General features: G+C 37.1%; 14 protein-coding genes and 1 tRNA gene. 4 read left to right on the forward strand and 11 right to left on the reverse strand.

Annotated features, from left to right (window positions below; translation table 11 throughout):
* From pth to ABNE31_RS04350, 3 genes are all read right to left on the reverse strand, one after another.
* On the reverse strand, window positions 1-630 hold the full coding sequence (gene pth / locus ABNE31_RS04340; RefSeq protein WP_349352493.1) for an aminoacyl-tRNA hydrolase: 630 nt from the start codon (window positions 628-630) through the stop codon (window positions 1-3).
* A 90-nt stretch (window positions 631-720) separates the two neighbouring features.
* Window positions 721-1,371: a 50S ribosomal protein L25/general stress protein Ctc gene (locus ABNE31_RS04345; protein ID WP_293288616.1), complete on the reverse strand. Its 651-nt coding sequence runs from the start codon at window positions 1,369-1,371 to the stop codon at window positions 721-723.
* Between the two features lie 79 nt (window positions 1,372-1,450).
* Window positions 1,451-2,392 (reverse strand): ribose-phosphate pyrophosphokinase, encoded by a 942-nt coding sequence (locus ABNE31_RS04350; protein WP_179383544.1) that lies wholly within the window; start codon window positions 2,390-2,392, stop codon window positions 1,451-1,453.
* A gap of 160 nt (window positions 2,393-2,552) precedes the next feature.
* On the opposite strand from ABNE31_RS04350, the gene ABNE31_RS04355 reads away from it, so the two are divergent.
* Window positions 2,553-2,634 (forward strand) — tRNA-Leu (locus ABNE31_RS04355).
* Window positions 2,635-3,621: 987 nt separating this feature from the next.
* Here ABNE31_RS04355 and ABNE31_RS04360 read toward each other — a convergent pair.
* The 6 genes from ABNE31_RS04360 to ABNE31_RS04385 form a co-directional block, all read right to left on the reverse strand.
* Complete coding sequence (locus ABNE31_RS04360; protein WP_349352494.1) at window positions 3,622-6,609, reverse strand: DEAD/DEAH box helicase family protein; 2,988 nt, start codon at window positions 6,607-6,609, stop codon at window positions 3,622-3,624.
* Window positions 6,610-6,674: 65 nt separating this feature from the next.
* Entirely contained in the window at window positions 6,675-7,568 is an 894-nt protein-coding gene (locus ABNE31_RS04365) for a nucleotidyl transferase AbiEii/AbiGii toxin family protein (protein WP_349352495.1), read from the reverse strand.
* A complete protein-coding gene (locus ABNE31_RS04370; protein WP_349352496.1) occupies window positions 7,561-8,325 on the reverse strand; it encodes a type IV toxin-antitoxin system AbiEi family antitoxin domain-containing protein in 765 nt (254 codons plus the stop codon). The genes ABNE31_RS04365 and ABNE31_RS04370 overlap by 8 nt, the downstream gene beginning before the upstream one ends.
* Window positions 8,326-8,779: 454 nt before the next feature.
* A complete protein-coding gene (locus ABNE31_RS04375) occupies window positions 8,780-11,089 on the reverse strand; it encodes an FtsX-like permease family protein (protein WP_349352497.1) in 2,310 nt (769 codons plus the stop codon).
* Window positions 11,090-11,514: 425 nt separating this feature from the next.
* Window positions 11,515-11,697 (reverse strand): hypothetical protein, encoded by a 183-nt coding sequence (locus tag ABNE31_RS04380; protein ID WP_349352498.1) that lies wholly within the window; start codon window positions 11,695-11,697, stop codon window positions 11,515-11,517.
* Window positions 11,698-11,806: 109 nt separating this feature from the next.
* A complete protein-coding gene (locus ABNE31_RS04385) occupies window positions 11,807-12,214 on the reverse strand; it encodes a helix-turn-helix transcriptional regulator (RefSeq protein WP_349352499.1) in 408 nt (135 codons plus the stop codon).
* Between the two features lie 652 nt (window positions 12,215-12,866).
* On the opposite strand from ABNE31_RS04385, the gene ABNE31_RS04390 reads away from it, so the two are divergent.
* From ABNE31_RS04390 to ABNE31_RS04400, 3 genes are all read left to right on the forward strand, one after another.
* Entirely contained in the window at window positions 12,867-14,120 is a 1,254-nt protein-coding gene (locus ABNE31_RS04390; RefSeq protein WP_349352500.1) for an AAA family ATPase, read from the forward strand.
* A 5-nt stretch (window positions 14,121-14,125) separates the two neighbouring features.
* Window positions 14,126-14,782, forward strand: a complete 657-nt coding sequence (locus ABNE31_RS04395) for a hypothetical protein (RefSeq protein WP_349352501.1) — start codon at window positions 14,126-14,128, stop codon at window positions 14,780-14,782.
* A gap of 68 nt (window positions 14,783-14,850) precedes the next feature.
* A complete protein-coding gene (locus ABNE31_RS04400) occupies window positions 14,851-15,717 on the forward strand; it encodes a DUF5677 domain-containing protein (protein WP_349352502.1) in 867 nt (288 codons plus the stop codon).
* A 278-nt stretch (window positions 15,718-15,995) separates the two neighbouring features.
* Here the strand turns inward: ABNE31_RS04400 and ABNE31_RS04405 are convergent, their stop codons facing one another.
* Both ABNE31_RS04405 and ABNE31_RS04410 read right to left on the reverse strand, forming a co-directional pair.
* On the reverse strand, window positions 15,996-17,210 hold the full coding sequence (locus tag ABNE31_RS04405) for a site-specific integrase (RefSeq protein ID WP_349352503.1): 1,215 nt from the start codon (window positions 17,208-17,210) through the stop codon (window positions 15,996-15,998).
* A gap of 258 nt (window positions 17,211-17,468) precedes the next feature.
* Window positions 17,469-20,036: a TonB-dependent receptor plug domain-containing protein gene (locus tag ABNE31_RS04410; protein ID WP_349352504.1), complete on the reverse strand. Its 2,568-nt coding sequence runs from the start codon at window positions 20,034-20,036 to the stop codon at window positions 17,469-17,471.
* Between the last annotated feature and the right edge of the window lie 3 nt (window positions 20,037-20,039).

Raw genomic sequence — 20,039 nt, forward strand, 5'->3', positions numbered from 1 at the left:
TTATTTGCCGTTGAATTGATTCATGGTGTTTTTGGCACCAGCGAAGACGAACGATCGCACGAGATCCGCAGATTTTTCCAAACGTTCGGGCATGGATTTTTGTTGGTCATTATCCCATTTGCCCAACACATAATCCACTTGTTGGCCCTTTCCAAAATCCGAACCTACGCCAAATCTAAAACGGTTGTATGTGGTGGTCTGTAGCACATTTTGAATATCCTTCAAACCATTATGGCCGCCATCGCTACCCTTGCCCTTTAAACGAAGCGTTCCAAAAGGAAGGTTGATATCGTCGGTAATGACCAAAAGATTTTCCAGAGGGATACTTTCCTTATCCAGCCAATACTTCACAGCCTTACCGCTTAAGTTCATATAGGTGGACGGCTTTAGGCAGATAAGGCTCCTGCCCTTGTGCTTAAAAGTGCCCACGGCACCAAGTTTGGCACTTTCGAATGCGAAACTCTCCTGTTCGGCCAAAAAATCAAGGACTTTGAACCCGATATTGTGACGGGTGTCCTCGTATTCAGCACCTATGTTTCCAAGACCAACAATCAAAAATTTCTTCATGGGTTCGGTTTCTTGCAATAATGGTTTATGTGAGCCAAAAAGCTGTTTGATAAAATGGAGCATCAGCCAAAATGGATTTGCCCAAAAATACAAAAGCATCCCAAATTTTTACCGAGGCAAAAATGGGATGCTCTTGTGAAAATTGTTGAAGTGCTATTCTGCAGCTTCCGCTTCTGGAGCTTCGCCACCTTCGGTAGCTTCTCCTTCAGCACCTTCTACTCCTTCTTCATCTTCATCTTCAAGCTCTTCATCAACAGAAGTTCTAGAAGCTTTCACCTGAACGATAGCGGTACTATCTGGGTGCAAGAAAGTGTAATCGTCACTTAAAATAGTTTCCACAGCAATGGTCTGACCGATTCTCAATTTGGAAATATCTACAGTGATAAAATCGGGAAGCAATGCAGGCAATGCACGGATGGATAGTTTACGCTTTCTGAAAAGCAAACGTCCACCGTTTCTCACACCAGGAGAGTTTCCTTCCAAACGAACAGGAATTCTCATGGTAATTGGTTTGTCCTCGAACAACTGGTAGAAATCTACGTGTAGGATGTTGTCGGTTACAGGGTGGAATTGAATATCCTGCAATACGGCGTCAAATTTTTGACCATCTTCCAATTCAATTACCGCGGTGTAGGCATTTGGGGTGTACACCAAGTCTTTGAATGCGATTTCATCAGCTGAAAAATGCACTGGTTTATCCCCTCCGTACAGCACGCAAGGGACCTTTCCAGCATTACGTAAGGCTTTGGTAGCAACCTTGCCCACGCTTTCTCTTTGGGATCCTTTGATTGTAATTGACTTCATAATCTGTTATTAATATTTAATTTATGATAAAATTTATCTTCGAAGTGCCAGGCGTTGTCAGCCTGAGCGTAGTCGAAGGCTACATTAAAAATTTTGATGATATTGATGTATTGTGGTGGACCCTGTGCATCACATCGGCAAAGAGATCGGCACACGACAATATCTTTATTTTCTTTTGGCTTTGGTCCACAGGAATGGAATCGGTAACGATCAGTTCTGTTAATTTGGACTCTTGAATGCGCTCATACGCCTTGCCCGAAAGCAATCCATGTGTTGTAACGGCACGTACGCTTTCCGCTCCCCGTTCCATCATCAGGTCGGCCGCTTTTGTAAGTGTTCCGGCCGTGTCGACCATATCATCTACCAAAACCACGTTTTTACCTTGGACATCGCCAATAAGTTCCATGTGGGAAATAACATTTGCTTTCGCTCGTTGCTTGTAACAAATCACCACATCACATTCCAAAGCTTTGGAGTAGGCATAGGCCCTTTTGGAACCTCCCATATCGGGAGATGCAATACAAAGATTGTCCAAGTGCAACCCTTTTAAATAAGGCAAGAAAAGGGTGGATGCAAATAAATGGTCCACGGGCTTTTCAAAAAATCCTTGTATCTGGTCCGCATGGAGATCCATGGTGATGATTCTGGTGGCACCGGCGGTCTCCAGCATTTTGGCGACCAATTTGGCCGCAATGGGAACACGCGGTTTGTCCTTACGGTCTTGTCTTGCCCAACCAAAATAAGGCATAACGGCGGTAATGTGCCTTGCCGAAGCCCTTTTGGCCGCATCGAGCATCAGCAACATTTCCATCAAGTTTTCGGAACTGGGGTTGGTGGAGCCGATAATAAAAATACGCGCTCCCCTAATGGACTCCTCAAAGGAGGGCTGGAACTCTCCATCGCTGTATCTGGAGAATTGAACTTTTCCCAATTCAGCTCCGTAGGAGGCAGCGATTTTGTTGCCCAGCTCAACACTTTGTGTGCAAGCAAATATTTTAGGTTCCGGGACTTGATATGCCATTACAATTTCTTGTTAGCTAGCGTTTTAACGTACTTATAAATAAGGAGGTGCAAATTTAAAAATTAAATTGGGTTGCTAAAGGATAAATCCAAGTATTTTTTGGCGATATATAAAATTATTTTTTTAGCTTTGCACTCGCATTTGAAAATGTGGTACCGATGCCTTGGTGGCGGAATTGGTAGACGCGCTGGATTCAAAATCCAGTTCCTTCGGGAGTGGGGGTTCGATTCCCCCCCAAGGTACAAAAGGGATAAGCCGAGATTTACCTCTCGGCTTTTTTATTTTGGTACAACATAGGTACAACATTTTAAATTCTTCAACTTTAACATTTTGGTTGTGCTTTTTTGGTATCATTTGACCCTATTTCTTGCACTTGTTCAAGTTATACCCAACTCCATCCATGTATTTTAGAGCTTTCAGTCATTAAGACTGGGGGTACCGATCCAACTTCAAAGAGAGCAGAAAGCTACCCTATAAAACGGCTGATAGTCAATATCGATGATGCAGCTCGAAATACTTTGCCGTAGAAAATGATTTTTATGCCCCAAAATTTTGATGATTTGATGACAGATTGATATTAGCCCAGCGTTTATAAGGGTTTAGGCTGTCATCACTTTGTCATCATACTGTCATCAAAATAAAAAATGATGACAGGGACGTTGAAGAAAAAAACAAAAACGATGAAACGATGACAAAATGATGACGGGTGAATAATCAGTATTTATAGGGTCTCCGAGAGGTTTGTCATCAAATCATCAAAATTTCGTTGGAAACGGAACGCAGAGCGAAAGGAACAAATAAATCAAAAGATAAAGCACCCCAAACGACAGGTGTACGGCTATTTGTCCCGACCGCTCTTTGGGGTAAGCCCATGGGAAATGGATTTTGCAAAGAAAGAAGAATAATACCTACCTAGTTACCTAAAGTAGGATATAGTCAATGGTCATGGGGCAAAACCTTAGGTAGGATATATAACATTCATCTTACCTAGAGGTTACCTAACCTACCTAAAGGGTAAGATAGGTAAGTTGAAAAAACATCTGACCTAGCTTAAAAACCCTCGTCATCATTGGGATAGGTAGGAAGGTAGGAGAAATAACAAAACTTGAGACAATGAGAGAAAAAATAGAAACGCCATGGACTGCGAAAAAGCTCGCAACATTGACATCGTTTCCACGCTGCCAAGTTGAGACACTTTCCAGTTCGGAATACGGAAAAAGACTAAGGTATTACAGCAAACGTTCTTCCAAAGCATTTTTCCATTTATAGAAGCCTCTTCCATCTTCGCTATAGTCATGAATTATCCTACTGAAATTTTCTTTTTTGGTTTCCAAAAAAGATTGGCGCCCATTATTACGGATCCAATTCAATTTCTGGTTGATTCGTTCCAATTCTACTTTGAAAAGAGAATGTTCTTTTGGAAGATGCCACACATAGGTGGCCTCTTTGGTATTCAGTGTTTCCAGAATAATGTGATGTTTTTGTTCTCCCTCTACTAGGAAAACGAATGAAAATGGATTTAAAACAAATCTGATTTTCAGTTTTTCATACTGATGCTGTTTTGATAAATATAATAACTGCCTATAGTGGACATAATTGCTGTTTTTCAATAGGCTTTCCAACAGATTATCAGCTGAGCCAAAGAATGATCCTATTGTTCTAGGCACCTCTTCAGTATCTTCATCCTTTCCAAGTTTTACACTCTTAATAAAATGTTGTTCAATAAACTGAAATTTTACACTATCCACTATTTCTTTATTGATACGGTCAATATCATCCGAGGTGGCCAATTGCGAAACAACCGCAGCATCATTAAATCCTATATGGATACGGACCGTAATGAATTTGGAGTTTAAAACCCTAGTGAAATATGGTTTCAATACCTCAAACTCAGGTTGCATTTCTTCATTCTCGATTTCAAATTCAAATGAAGTTCCATTTGGGGATTTATATGAAAAACTGACCATTCCGTAATGAAAATCCAAATTGTTGATAGCAACTTTAATGACCTTGTCGATATCGTTTAGTCTCGGTCCATTATCAATGTCTTCTTTTAAATCCTCAAACAGCGTTGCTTGTCGGTCAAGATTTCTATAGTAGGTGTTCCTTTTTAAAAAGAGCTTATCCAGATACGGGATTTGCTTATCCCGATAATCATAAATAACGGGTGTTAATTCAGAACGTTGTACCCTTCCGATATATTGGATTAGTTTGCCCTTAAAGGCAAACGGATATACCAAGAACAAGCAGGAGATGGTTTGGATATCCACCCCTTCCCCAAAAAATTGCCCGGTAGTGATAATAGCTTGAAAGTTGCCTTGTTCGATATTTTTCCATTTCATCGAACGTGAGGTTGCGTTATCATCGCCTGAAATTGGAATAATCTCAAATTGATTTTTAAGATATTGATGAAGGGTTTGAATATGCTCTTTTCGCTCCGTAATGATTACTGCCTTTCTACCCTTTTTCAATTCATTTCCAACATCGTTTAAGATGAGTTTATTCCTTTCGGAATCGTGGACCAATATTTTGGAAAGGGTTTCAAAATGGTCAGTTTTTGGGTTAAAGGGAACGTTGAGATTGGTTTCGCGAATTACAACCCTTGCTTTTTTGTATTGTTCAATTTGTTGGGGCTTTATTTCAGAAATAATGTTTCCCAAATACACAAAAATTAATTTTTCATCATTGCTTTTACGGAAGGGGGTTGCCGTTAACCCATATTGATAATACGGAGAGAGTTGATGCACGACCTCACGAAAGGATTTAGCCGGAATATGATGGCATTCGTCTATGATTATGGCGCCAAAAGCAGATGCTAATTTTTGTGCATCATTTTCGTTGGATAGTTTCTTTGCCAACGTTTGGATCAATGCCACTGTTACCTTTTTGCCAATCTTCATTTTGCCTTGACCAATTTTGCCGATTTCCCTTTTTGGAATTCCAAAGAAAGTTTCAATTCTATCCATCCACTGCTCGGCGATCTGTTTTCTATGGGTAAGGATTAATGCAGGTTGTTGCTTTTGTTCAATGATTTTTAGTCCTATTATTGTTTTTCCCGATCCTGGTGGGGCTACAATAATTCCGAAATCCTTTTTTTTAGCTGTTTCTACCGGGTGGAATTGGTGTTTTAGCAGCTGAATTGAGGACTTCAACTCAATATTGTTCAACTGTTTTCTTTGGTCTATAAATTCATAATCAATGTGCTTTTGCTTACAGAACCGAACCAAGCTCCCTATAAAACCTCTCGGGATTTCAATTGTATTTTCGGTTTCATCAATAAGTTTAAAATAGCGCTCCGTCTTCCAAGTACTTCTTCCGGTGTTCTTTTTAACCGCATAATCAGCATTAAAAAAGTTCAAACGCTCTTTTAAAAAATCAACTATTGGTGGGATTAGGCCATTTCGATTAATCACGATACTGTTTCTTAAACTAATCTTCAATTTCCCGGTATTGACATTATGGCTTTTAGAAAAAACCTTTGTGACTACGCTTTCCTTGGATAATTCTTCTAAAACCCTATCCAAATGAATGATCGAAACCCTTTTGATGCTTTTTAAAAATTGCCATTGATTTTGAAAGGGAGTAAAAGTCCGCAGGTCAATAAAACAGGAATTGCCCTTTTGTAAAGCTTCTCCTTGAAGCGGGAGGGCAATCAGGTTTCCAAACCCTTTTCCTGACAAATAATCTTGGTTTGGAAATAGCCTGTCGAAACTAGTGTTTTTGTCAAATTTGGAAAAAACACCTGCTTGCTCGAAAAGCTTCAATAAAACCTTTCTGCTTTTTATGGCCGGGTATGGCTGTTCAAAGAATATCCATACGTGTCCACCATTTCCTGAACGCGAACGTTCCAAATATGCAGGAATCCCATTTTCCTTACAAACAGTTATAGCTTTAACGGACTGCTCTTTCCAGTCTTTTTTATCAAAATCGGCCACGATAAACCAAGAGGTGTTATCGGTCAAAAGTGGATAAACACCAATAAATTTGACGCCTTTTATATGTTTTGTTAGTTGATGGCCATCTAATTTTAAATAGGTCTTGTCCTTATAATTGTTGAATGTTCCTCCTTTTTGTTTGTGTAGGCGGTACATATAGGGGTCATAATGATAAGCTGGCATATAACCACTTTTATCACCCTTTTCCCATCGTATAGCAAAGACATCGTCACGCCCTTTGAAAAAGGTTTTCAGTAACTGTATTTGCTTTTCAATATTCATGAGAAGATATTTATATTTCTTTTTTGATGCATTGCCTTATAATTTCATTTTGGCGAATAGTTCAATCAATCCAATACGTTCTTCAATGAGGTAACAAAACTTTCATGCTTTTTAAGGTTCCTGTTTTTAAGATTGATAAGATTCTGTAGTTTCCATTGCACGGCAGGAAAACGTTCAAAATCATAAATATCCCAATTGGGAGTTCCTTGGCCAAAACCCAATAAGAACTCCTTGTCTTCAGCTGTTAGGTTTTGATGGATTTCTTTTATCAATTCCTTCCTGATTTTTTCAAAATCCCCATAGGTAAAAGGTTCCGGACTCATACCTTCAAATTGGTTGAGCAAGGTTTTCCTTTGGTCGATAAAATTGGGATGCAACATTTCGTGAAGGGGGCGGTTACTGCTCAAAAGGAACAATAGGAACCCCTTTTTGATTTCGTCAGTAAATCCTTCGTTTTCCATCATATATTTTACATCGAACAAATCCCTGGGATGTTGTCGGTCCAATGCAGCGCATATTTTTCCACCATACAATTGACCTAAAGGAACTACCGGTACGGCGCAGAAAGCATCAAACTCCTCTTGGGTTTTTTCGCATAGCGGCAATGTTACCGTTTCACCCATGACACCCCTATTGATTTGGTTAACTTCCAATTTTATCTGTGCGTTTACAGTGGTGATCTGAAGTTTTAATGTCTCCTTTTTTAGGGTGATTGTAGCTTCCGGTAAAATTTTTTCGAGTTTTGTTTTTATATGGTCAAGACCATTAATAATGTTCTTAAAGGATGTCTTTCTATCCTCTATGGGGATGTAGGTCAAATCAATATCTACCGACAATCTGGGCATGTCCCTTACAAACAGATTGATGGCCGTACCACCGTGCAGTGCGAAATCCGGTTCCTTTGCTACCTCCGGTAACACCTGTAACAATAGGGAAACCTGTTGCTTGTAATTATTCATAATTTTCCAATGCTTTAGGGACCGTGATACGGTATTTGGATATATAAACACCATCTTTTACCAAGGAGCGTTTTCCTTTTCCAAGATCGATTTTTTCCAAGTTGGTGTATTTAAACCAATCGTGCCCTGCCTTTTCTGCCATGTACAGAAAAAGTCGTTTCACCTTTACGGAAGTGCAGGCCTCCAAAAGTTCCTGTACCTGCTTTGGCCTTAGGTTGTTCAATCCTTCCATTATTTCATAGCACTCGACCAGTTCTTGTTTCTTGGGTATTAGATACAGACACTCCATTAAGGCCCTTGCTGGATTCGACACCGACAAATTGAAAGTCCCTTGCTCCAAAGTTTGTAGTCCTAGATTGGAAGGAAGGAAGGAGGAACTATAGTAGTCCACTTTTAACCCCCAGTTGTATTTTGAAAACCAAGCGGGCAATTTTTCTTCGCTTCCCCCGAACAACGTTATTTGTTTTGTGGATAGTTCCAGATAATGGACTTTTCCCAATAAGGATAAGGCGGTCTTACCTCCCGGATGGATAGTTAGGTTAGCTTGTTCTTGCAACGCAAATAATGCTCCTTGATAGGTAGGCTTATCACCCATTCTCATCCAAGCTCCGGAACCAATGGAATATATCCAACGGCTCTTTTTATATCGATTGAGCAATTGTGTGGAGAATCCATTTTCCGTTAACCATGAGCTTAAATAGACAACTCCCGGAGGCTGTGAATTAAGAAAACGGTTTATTTTTTGTTCTTTTTCCAAACTAAAAGTTTTGATATTAAATCTTTTTTAAACCATAAAAAGGCCACATGGTTTATAATCATTCAAATATACAAACTAATAATTTGTGTATTTGTATTTTTTTAAACTTTCATGTTTCCAAAAAGTGTCTATAAAAATGTATGGTAATGGATAAAGTATTCATGCAATATATCCGAAAGTTAAATGTTGTAAAACATTTCTCAGAAAGGTGACGGCCAACATTTTTTCAATGTTTACTTGTTCGATTTCATTGCCGCCCCAAAATTTTGGCTTCGATTTGGGCCGTGCTCAAATTGGAACGAAAGAACGGGAAAAAACGCTATAGATAAAGTTCGGCAACGAATTCAAGATGTGTCATTGTCATGACAATCATGCTTTTGCTCCCGGAGGGTCGCAAAAGAAAGACCGCAGTTCGTGATATTTTATCTTTTAAATTGAATAAGATTAAAGATTCTTATTCGTTTCGTAAAGCATCTACTGGGTTGGCCATGGCAGCTTTAAAACTTTGCCATGAAATTGTTACAAATGCAATAACTAAGGTCGTAACGCCTGCTAAAACAAAAATCCACCAACTCAATTTGGTTTTATATGCAAAATTTTCAAGCCATCTATTCATTGTATACAATGAAATCGGTACAGCAATAAAAAATGCCAATAATACCCATTTTAGAAAATCCTTATTCAATAGCGAAAGTACCTGTGCAATATTGGCTCCGTTTACTTTTCTGATTCCTATTTCCTTTTTCCGTTGCTGAGTGTAAAAAGTTGACATTGCCAAAATACCCATTGCAGATATTATAAAAGATAATAGTGTAAAATAGCCAATGACTTTACCTGTCCGTTCATCCTTTTCATACCATTGGTTGATGGACTCATCAACAAAATTGATATCAAATTCGACATCCCCGATTAAATCTCCATAAACTGATTTGATCTTTTCGGCAATTTCAAAAATAGATTTACCTTCAACTTTTAAGAATATATTGTCTGCATACCTATCAGGTGTTAGTTGTCTAATCATAAGTGGGCCAACATGGTTGCGAAGTTCTTTAAAATTAAAATCATTGACCACTCCTAATATTGGGAGTTCATCTTCATGGAACCTAAATGAATTTTCCCCATCCTTCAGTTCCAATGTTTTTAGTCCTGTTTCATTTAAGAACACCCCATTTTCCGAGTAAGCGACATTATTTTTCTTAATATCAATTCCGAAGACATTATAGAATGAAGAGTCCACCGCAAACTCTTGAAAGCTAATAGATTTTCCATTATGATCAAATGTTTGGTTACTTCCACCACTCAATTGACTCTGCCATGTTATGGATACATTCTTGACACCAGGGATTGTCATAAGAGCATCCTTAATGGTGCTTTTTTGGTTCATTGCCCCTAGATATTCCATTTGGATGATATTATCTTTTTGAAACCCTAAATCATAATTGCGCAGAAATTCGGTCTGCTTTAGAATAATCCAACTACAGACCAATAGGGCTATTGTTACAGTATATTGAAAAGTGATAAAACCCTTAGCATATATACCCTTGGATTTTTTCTTAAACCCACCATTCACCACTTCAATAGGTTTAAAGCTTGAAATCTTCATAGCTGGAACAATCCCGGATAACAAACCTATGATGGTAAAAATTAATAAAAAGATCATTAGATTGGTAATGTTCAAAGCATTGTCCAGAAGTAATTGGGTATTCAACAGAGAATTAAAGATAGGTTCTACCAATATGGCAAGTAAAAGAGCAAGAAGCAATGAGAGAATACATAAAAAAACAGACTCTTTGACCAATTGAAAGACCAGTCTTTTCTTTGAACTTCCCAGTAGCTTTTTCATCGCTACTTCCTTCCCTCTGAAAGTAGATTGGGCAATTGTCAGATTGATATAATTGCCAACTGCAAGTAACAGGATAATAAATACTATGACTGATAGAACAGTAATTAAGGCTCTGCTATTACTCTTTGTGCCACTTCCTTGTTTTGAACTAAAATATAGATTCTTCAATGGTGTAAACTCTACGGTGTTTGCCCAACCTTCCTTATAAAGCCAAAAATTCTTTTTGAAGTTTTCGTGTATTTCAGGGGCTTTTGCAGGAAGATTGGTGTTTGCCTTGGCTAAAAAATAGATGCTGATTGAGCACCATCCATATTCTTCCATTATGGTTTCAAATCCCCAAATGGATTTGAAAGCCTTTAGGTTCACAATGGCATCTTGTTTTTCAAAATGTGTATTCTCCGGAAAATCCTCCATTATACCAGTAACCGTGAACTTATTGTTGGAATTGATGAACACTGTTTCACCAATAATGTCCAAAGTTCCAAACAGGTTGAAAGCTCTTGATTCTGAAAGAACTATACCATCAGCCGATTGAAGAACACTACTTACATCACCTTTGATAAGTGGAAAGGAAAAGATTTTAAAAAATGATGCATCCACTCCAAGGTAGTCAAACTTAGTCTTTTGCCCATCTGTTTTCGAAATCCTCCCGGATTCACTGTAAACCCTGGTAAAATCCTCAATTTCAGGGTAGCTGTCTTTTAAATCGACAGCTATGGGGGGCGAGAAATCTACACTTTCGTTTTCAAGCCGAAAGATCCTTTCTTTCTTTAAATGAAAATCATCTATGGAAAGCTCATTCTTAATATATACACTTAGTAATAAAACAAAAGTTAGTGAAAAGGCAAAACCCAGAACAGTTACTACTGTGTATAATTTATTCTTCAAAAGATGTCGAAAGTATGGTTTTATTTCATTCATAAACAAGGTTTTAGTTTCTTGCACCCCTTTAACAACACTTTTGCCATTCCAAAAATTGAACCAACCTCCAAAAACTTTTTAATATTCTGATATTAAGTATTTTAAATTACGCTCTTTTATTTAATCTGAAGTATGAGTGTAAATTTTTTTTACAAAAAGTGTCAATCTATTAGACATGTTTTTTCAACACCAATAAGAGTTTTGGAATAACTTTATTAAGCGAACGGAACGAAGTGAAGTGCTGCAAGCCCCAAATACTTACACAAACTAATTTACTGAGCGAGGCAAAATCTGTTAAGTTTTAAAGAGTTCCAATAGAATGTTTTTGAGAGGTACCCCAACCCATGACCATTAGAAGATATAGACTTTTCTAACTTTTTTTGTTGGTCATTTCCAAAAAAGATCGACATCCTCTTTCCATTGCCTCATTTCCCTTTATTAATGTGTATAATGAAAGTATTCTCATCATGTTTGGCCTTTGTGGGAAACCGGTTGATGCGCTGCATCAAATCCAAGAAACGGTAAATGCGTTCAATAGGGGTAAGTGCCAAGAAACCTCTTTCCTGTTCTATATTGGCCTCATCTTTGGTGCGAAATTGAACTTGCATATACCTTTTATAACCGTTCTAGGATATAAAGATATTACAAATTGGCCAGAACTATACTTTTAGGTACATCTACCAATGAAGTAAGTGAGTGGTTGAAACTTAAAATAATCTATTTCATCAGCTTTTCTAAATACGCAACCTTGTCCTTTTCAGCTTGTAACAAACGCTCATAAAGCTTCTTGTTTTCTTCGTATGCATCAATTAATTTATCCAAAGGATTGAATGTGCAAGTATTATTGTGGCCAAAGTTGCTACTGGACACCTTTTCATTAAAGGTGTTGAAATAGTTAATCATTGATTCCTCAGAAAAATTTTCAATAGCCTCTTTGGATACGCCAAGAGCCTTAGCAATCTCCTCTAGCTTGGCATCATCTACTTTTTCGCTGTTCTCTAAATTGGAAATGGCCTGTTGGCTGATACCCAGTTCTTCTGCAAGAGTTTCTTGTTTCATCCCTCGAAGTTCCCTGATTCTACTAATCTTTCTGCCTATATGGTTGTTTTTGGTCTTTGTCTGCATAGCTCAAATATAGGGTGTTTCCCACAATAAACCGATTGTAATTTACAAAACAGATTTAATAAAATACAAATGCCATTTATGGGATGAAAAGGTACATTTTATTCAAAATGACTAATTATTTTTGATTTTTCCGTGAAAATTTTCTTGAATTTACTGGGCTGAACACCTTTTTCCGTGAAAAATAGAAGATTTGCCGATAAAATTATTGGACAAATAAAGCCTTCATTACTCAACTAAGCCATTCTTCAAAAAACCATTTTTTAGTAAAAAATCAATTGATTTTACTGGTCGGAAGGCCTTTTTTAGTAGAAAAAGCTATAAAGTTCATAGATCAATATTTTTAAAAACACCTTAGAAATGGGGTTTTCCGAAGGAAAATGAATCAATAACAGTGCGCCAGCATGTTACCCTCTTGCTTTACATTTTTCTTTTGCCAGGCAAAAGAAAAAAGAAAGCAATCCAATATTGGATTCTAAATAAATCCTCCATTCGATGCAATTATTAAACCTTTTACGGAATTTCACATTTTACAGTTTATTGAAAATTCTTACATTTAACTCAACCCCCTGCATATTTACAGTGAGTGATCCTGCGTACAACCCATAACTGATGTTATTAAATAACCGTTCCCTGCCATTTAAAAAATACTTGAATGAACCAACAACTACAAGCATTTTTAACTTACGTCCAAACTGCTAAAAATGATTTAAATATTCATAGACAAGTTTCTTTTGAATTAGAATGCAATGAATCAACATTGGACATTATAGATAAAATTATTGCATTAGTTACCTTGATAGAAGAAAAGGCAACTGCCGGTAATTTTGAAATCAATTATCTAAATCAATTTAGGTCTAATATAGATAACGTATTGAGTTCACTGCCCTTTAGAGGTCATCAAAACACTTCATTTATTCCCCAACAAAACGAGCACTGGATAAAACAAACGCGCACTAATATTGAACAAAATGGGGTTAATTTTGTTAGGTATTACGACCAATTAAATTTTAATGTTGATTTTTTTGAAAAGATTGGATTTTTCAATAATAATGTGGTCGCAATTGGTGCTAATGGCAGTGGAAAAACAACCCTATCAAACAAGTTTAAAAGCTACCTTCAAAATAATGGAGTAGTAATTTCTGCCCAACGAATTTTATTGGTTCCCAGTTTTGATTCTATTTCAAACCCAGCTAAAACTGCAACGGAACTTAAAGAATCTCAACTTCGAGATAAAACAAACAAAAATGATGGCGAATTCAGATACTTACAGCAAGAATTTTCCATAGTATTAAAAAATTTACTTGCAGATAATATTTCTGTTGGCAATTCATATAGGAAAAAAGCTATTGAATTGGTTAAGTCTGGAAAAGAAATGGAAAGCCCAAGATTAACTAATTTAGATATAACATTTCAAATATGGAATTCTTTAATAGAGCATAGAACAATTGAATGCAGGGATGGAATTAATATCACAGCTTATTCAGAAGACGGTAGGTCGTACCCTGCAATACAAATGAGTGATGGTGAAAAAGTTATGCTATATCTCATTGCTCAAGTTTTACAAGCACCATCTCAAGGATTTATTGTCATTGATGAACCTGAAATGTATCTGCACAAAACTATATTAAAAAAGCTATGGGACATATTAGAAAGTGAAAGGAACGATTGTCTTTTTATTTATCTTACACACGATTTAGATTTCGCAACCAGTAGAACGACTGCAAAAAAGATATGGATCAAATCATTTACACATCCCGACAAATGGGAAATTGAAGATATACCAACTGATGAAATACCTGAGACTCTTCTTTTTGAGTTATTAGGTAGTAGAAAAAATATTCTTTTCTGTGAAGGTGTTAAGGTAGTATTGACGAAAGGGTCTACTCAATCCTTTTCCCTGAATTGACAATAATGCCAGTGGGCAGTTGCTTTGATGTAATTAATCACACTAAAGCCTTTAATAAGTTACAAAATGTAAACACTAATGCATTTGGTCTTGTTGATTCTGATCATCACGATACTTCAAGACTGGAAAAACTAAAAGAAAGTGATGTCTATTCATTTTCAGTTGCTGAAGTTGAAAATTTATTTTTGGATTCAGATTTCCTGGCAATTCTTGCGAAACAGATTTTAACTGATGAAGCAAATGTTGATTTAATTAAAACTGACGTCATTAAAGAATTAGACAAACTAAAAGAAGTTCAGGCTTCAAATTATGTAAGCACGAAGGTAAATTACTATTTCACCGATAGTGATGTTTCTAAAGGTAACGCCTTAAATCAGTTAGAAACTAATTATCAAAATTTCCTAGATAACATTACAATAAATGATTGGTTTACTGACCGTATTGCTCAATTAAATCAAATGATAACCAGTGCAGACTATGACAAAGTGTTGGTTACTTTTAATCATAAAGGAATCAAAAATATAGCTAGTAAACATTTAAACATATCTGATTTTACGGATAGAAGTATAAAATTGTTACAAGGGAATGAAGATGCAAAATTGGCTCTAATTAAATATTTCCCAGAAGAAATAAAAACTGCCGGCAAAGATGGCTATAAGTAATTGCTTTACTTGCAAAGTTAAGTGCTAAACCTCGACTACGAACAGAGACCGTTAACTGCCAATATGAAATGAAAGGAAAATTAAAGATAGAGTTTGACCAAGTTCATAATCTTTTGCAAGAATTCAATTCTGTTACCTATGAACCAAATGAATTAAATTCCAAAATTTTCCAGTCTGTTTTGACAGGTATTTTTGCAAAATGTATTGAGTTCAACTTTTACATCGTCAATAAGAAAAAAACGGGTTCATTCTTTCTTTTGTCCAGCCTTCGGAGTATCACGGAGGAACTGATTGCCTTTAAGTATATAATCTTAAAATATAGTGGAGATAAAAACGAACTTATATCGACCTACGCACATAAGAATTGCTACGACAGCATAATCGCTCAACAGAACTTTTTCAAACAAATCGGTTCTCAACAGCCAATAATGAATGAAGCACTAATTCCAGAAATGATTAAAGAGGCATCCAATGATTTGAAAAAAATTTGGGAAAGAGAAGGATTAAATAAAAAAAGAGATTTTCCAAGTGTTGCCCAAATGGCAACAGATGGAAAGCTAATAAAACTTTATGATTACCTGTATTCGGCTTCTTCCTCTCATGTACATTTTAACCCTCATATTATTTTGAGAACGGGTTGGAGTAAAGATTTAGATGAACGGCCTCAAGTTCATAAATTTTCAACTAACAATTTCGACCAGTACTACGAAGATTTTATTATTTATTATGGGTGCTTCTTATTCGTAGAAATGATTAAAGCATTTAAAAAAGACCTGAATTTAACAAAGGAATTTTTAAATCACTACAAAGCGATAAAATCCATATTGGAAAAGGAAAAAAGAATTCCAGAATTAGTAACTTTCGAAGAGTTTAACATTGAAAGGGGAATGTTCTTCACATTATCGGGAATTGGACTAGAGCACATGAAAAAATAACAGCAGATAACAATTAGTAAACGAAATACGGTCCAAATGATAAGACCGAACCTTTTAGACCTTAAGAAAGCATAGAAAATATAATTCTTAACCCTTCCACTTTTTAAATCTTCCTTAAAATAGGACTAACCTAAATAAGATCTTGCCGGAACATTAATAGCAAAGTAAATTGCACCCTATTCCAATTCTATTTAACGCTTATCTGCCGGAACGCTATAAAATTGGAACAGGAACCATGTGCAAAAGTTCTGGTAAGATTGGGACAAACTTAAGTCAATTTAGAAATTTACCACACTTTGAAGTGCGTCATCGGTTTTTTTGTTCATGAAATTGGATTGGTACATCATTGTGGTGGTAATCGAAGAATGGCGGTAAAGTTGTTGTAGCAACTGCACAGGGATATTGTCTCCAGCAATATTTCCAAAACTGTGCCTTGCAATGTGCATGGTGATTTTTTTGTTTATCTCCGCTTTGTCTGCAATAGTGCCCATTTCATCATTGATTTTTCTAATGGCTAGCTTGGTTTTTTTCCAAAGTACCTTTCCATCCTTTGAATTTACATATTTGAGATATGGAAAGATAAAATCATTGTTTCCTCCCTTTGTTCTTTGATGGGAGTCAATAATTTTCTTAGCCTTATCCGGGATTAACAACGAAACTATTTTGGAGTTTTTCTTCATTGTATAGTGCAAGCGGCCATCATATATATCGCTCCACTTCAATTGTAGGACATCCGAAGCCCTTATTCCTGCTAGATAAAAACTAAATAACCAGACATCCCTGGCATGTTTTTGGCTTTCGGACAAGGAAGCTAAGTTTTCAATTTTTTTTATTTCACTGGCATTTAGGCCCACTTTTTCCGTTTCAGGAAATTTGATGGCAATTTTGTTATGCCCAAAAGGATATAGCTTTCTGTCAACAAGCCCCATTTTAATTCCCCTATTGTAAATGGTTCTAATTACCACAAGATTGTTGACTACCGATCTTTCGGAAACTTTTCGCTCCGATTTTAGATACCGGATAAACCCTTTTAAAAAGCGTTCACTTATTTCTTTAAATGGAAGGGTCGAAGACCTGCTATATTTCTTTAGATGATTGATGCGTGCTTTGTCCGAAGAATGTTGACTTAATCTGTTGTTGTTTTCCAATTCATCCAAATGCTCTTGGGCAACTTGAAAAAAGTCTTTCTTATTTAAGACAGATTCAATCTCTGCCTTGATTTGACTGGCAGAAATATCTTTGTTCTCCGCTTGCAGCCTTAAAATAACCTTACCCGTTTCAGCAAGCTTTATTTCCAAAAAGTTATTTAGGTGAGCGGGATTAGGATGAGATCTTTTGACTTGTCTTTTTTTGGCATCCCAGTATTTTGCATCGACATAATGACCCAAATAAATGTAGCTTGTTCTCCGATCTTTTGATATTCTGATGGCCAGAGGGTATTCACCAAATTTATTTGGTTTTTTCCGGAGTACTATTTTTGTATTACTGGCCATTTACTTGATAATCTTGTAGTAAAGATAATACAAAGTTGGTACAACATAGGTACAACATTTCTTGGGTTTAATTGATTTTATTTGAAATCAAATAAAATAAAAAAACTGATAAACAATTGAAAATGAGTTGATAATAGATAAAATGACCTAATACCGCTTGGCTTCAAAATCCAGTTCCTTCGGGAGTGTGGGTTCGATTCCCACCCAAGGTACTGCAAAACCCTGACATTTTTGTCAGGGTTTTTTATTTCTCCTAAATCAGAAAAACAATCTCAAAGTAAGATTTGGAGTGAAGCCCAGCGATTTTCTTTGTATTACCTGTTCCAACAATAACGCTCCATTCTGTTGTGAAGTCCTATGGATGACTGCGAGGGGTACTATCCGGGCGTAGATGTTCAATGCAGAAAGCCCCAATTGGATTTTTGTGGATTTTGGATTGACATCAAAATTATAGATTACAGAAGCATCCAGTCTATGAAAGTTGGGCAACCTGCCGCTGTTCAAGGATTCAAACGAGACTATTCTGGTTGCTTCATCATAATTTTTAATGGGAGTATATGGTGATCCTGTACGATATTGCCATCCAACAGAGAGCTTTAGGTTTTTAATGTTCAAACTATTGGAAATCCTAAAGCTGTTGGGTATGTCGTTGTTGCCTGAAAAGCTTTGGTCCTGGAGGTCTTCAAATATAAAATCCACATTGTTCAAGGTATAACCCATCCAAAATCTATAATTTTTGATACGCTTTTTTAATAGGATGTCCAATCCCTTAATGCGACTTTTGCCTTCAGCAAGAATGGGTTGGGGCAGATTGAATCCTTGGTTAAACGAGGTTAGTCCGGTGAGGTTTTTATAGTAGACTTCCGCATCAAAGGTCCAGCCATTCTTATCGAAAAGAATGCCTGCAGAAAACTGATTACTTTGCAATAGCGGGTAGTCCGCATTGTCCGATAGCCTCCATAGGTTGTTTTCCAGTCTGAGTTCGGTCTGGTCAAATTCAATAAGCTGTGCAATGGGCTGGTTTCTCCTTTCGTAGCCTGTTCTTATTCTGAATGATGGGCTCAATGGTATCTCCAGATTCAATCTCGGCTCGATCAGAAACCGGCCCAAACTACCATAATGAACCGCCCTTAGTCCTATTTTGAATAAATTTCCCTTTTCCTTTCTAATACTGTATTCCCCGAAAAGTACGTTTTTTAGGTTACTATCCTGCACAGGAAGGCTAACATTGTTTGCAGGGTCAATATTGGAAAAGTAGTTTAGGTCAATTTCTAAATTCGTGTTGGAAAGTTGGTATCCGAAACCTACTATATCGTTGTTTTTTAAGACCCTATCCGACTTGAGTTCCAATCCAAAATCACTGATTCGATTACCTCTAATATTGGTTTCTTCGAGCTCGTTTCCATATAGTTCAAGGTTTTGGTAATAGGAATCGTAGGAAGAGAAGTACGTGGTTAACTGATCAATCTGGCCATTGGAAGAATGACGTTTCCAGTTAATACTTATTCCCCCGTTACCAGTGGCCAATGAATCTCTTTTGGTTTCCCCTTGATTGCTGAACGAGAACAAGGTTCGGTTTCTTGTCATTAAGGCACTAACGGAAAGTATGTCCTTTTCCGATGGTTTAAAGACATATTTGGCGTTAATGTCGTAGAACCGAAACTCACTATTGCTTGTTTCGTAGGTGTAGCTATCGTCCGAAACCACATTTAGAGGATTCCCACTACTATCTGATATAGCCCCGGAATTATCGAAAATTTTCTTGGCATAGGCCTCATAGGTCTGGGATTCGAAAATGTCTTGATACGCATTTCTGGCAAAGAGCGAGATGGATGATTTTTTTGATAACGGTATTTTGATATATCCGTCAACGCTCAATCCATCCATTCCAATTCCTCCTGACATTTTTGAGGATACCGTATCGTCCGTGCTAATATCGATTATTCCAGAAACCCTATCGCCATAGGATGCGCTAGTTGCGGTTTTAAAAATGGTTGCTTTTTGGGTTGCATAGGGATTAAATCTGGAAAGCATACCGTACAAATAGCCTGTATTGAACACACGAATATGGTCGAACAGAACCAAGTTTTGGTCCGAGGTGCCACCATGTATCTGTATTCCCGATGCTGACTCATCCAAAGCTGCAACTCCGGGAATCAATTGGATGCTTTGCAAAATATCTGGTGAAGTCTGCCCGGGAATGGGTCCCAATGGTTCTTGTAAAAGGGTAATGGAACCGTCTTGATTTCTATCAATACCTGTGGTGATATAGGATGTGACCACTACCTCTTTGAGTTCTTGATATGCTGGGGTAAGGTAAATGGGGCGAACCTGTTCTTTTTTTGATAAAAATATGGTTCGGTATCCATTCGCTTCCAACCGATAGGTAGGTTTTCCAGTATCCTTGAACTGGATAAAACCGCTTTTGTCCGTTGCCAATATTAGGTTAGAGTCTATCACAACTTGATTTTCGGATATAGGCATTCGTGTATCCTTATCTAAAAGATACACTTGGAATAAATCCTTTGCTGTGGGCAAGGGAACAACGATTATTTGTGGTTGCCCATCAATTTTTTCAAAACGTAGTCCTGTTTGGGCTTCAAGGGTACCTAAAAGTATATTCAGGCTTAAGCCGTCTGCAAATAGTTCTATTTTTTTGTCTTTGATCAGATCCTCTGCATATGAAAACCGTAGGTCCAAATCTTTTTCCAGTTGTCCAATAACCTTTTTTAATGGGGTGTCCCTAAATTCAAGGAATAGATGTTCTTGGGCACTGGACGTAAAAATGCCAAATAGGAACAATGCCGCAACTATGAAAATCCTCATCAC

The sequence above is a fragment of the Flagellimonas sp. MMG031 genome, assembly GCF_040112705.1.
In the GTDB taxonomy this organism is placed as follows: Bacteria; Bacteroidota; Bacteroidia; order Flavobacteriales; family Flavobacteriaceae; genus Flagellimonas.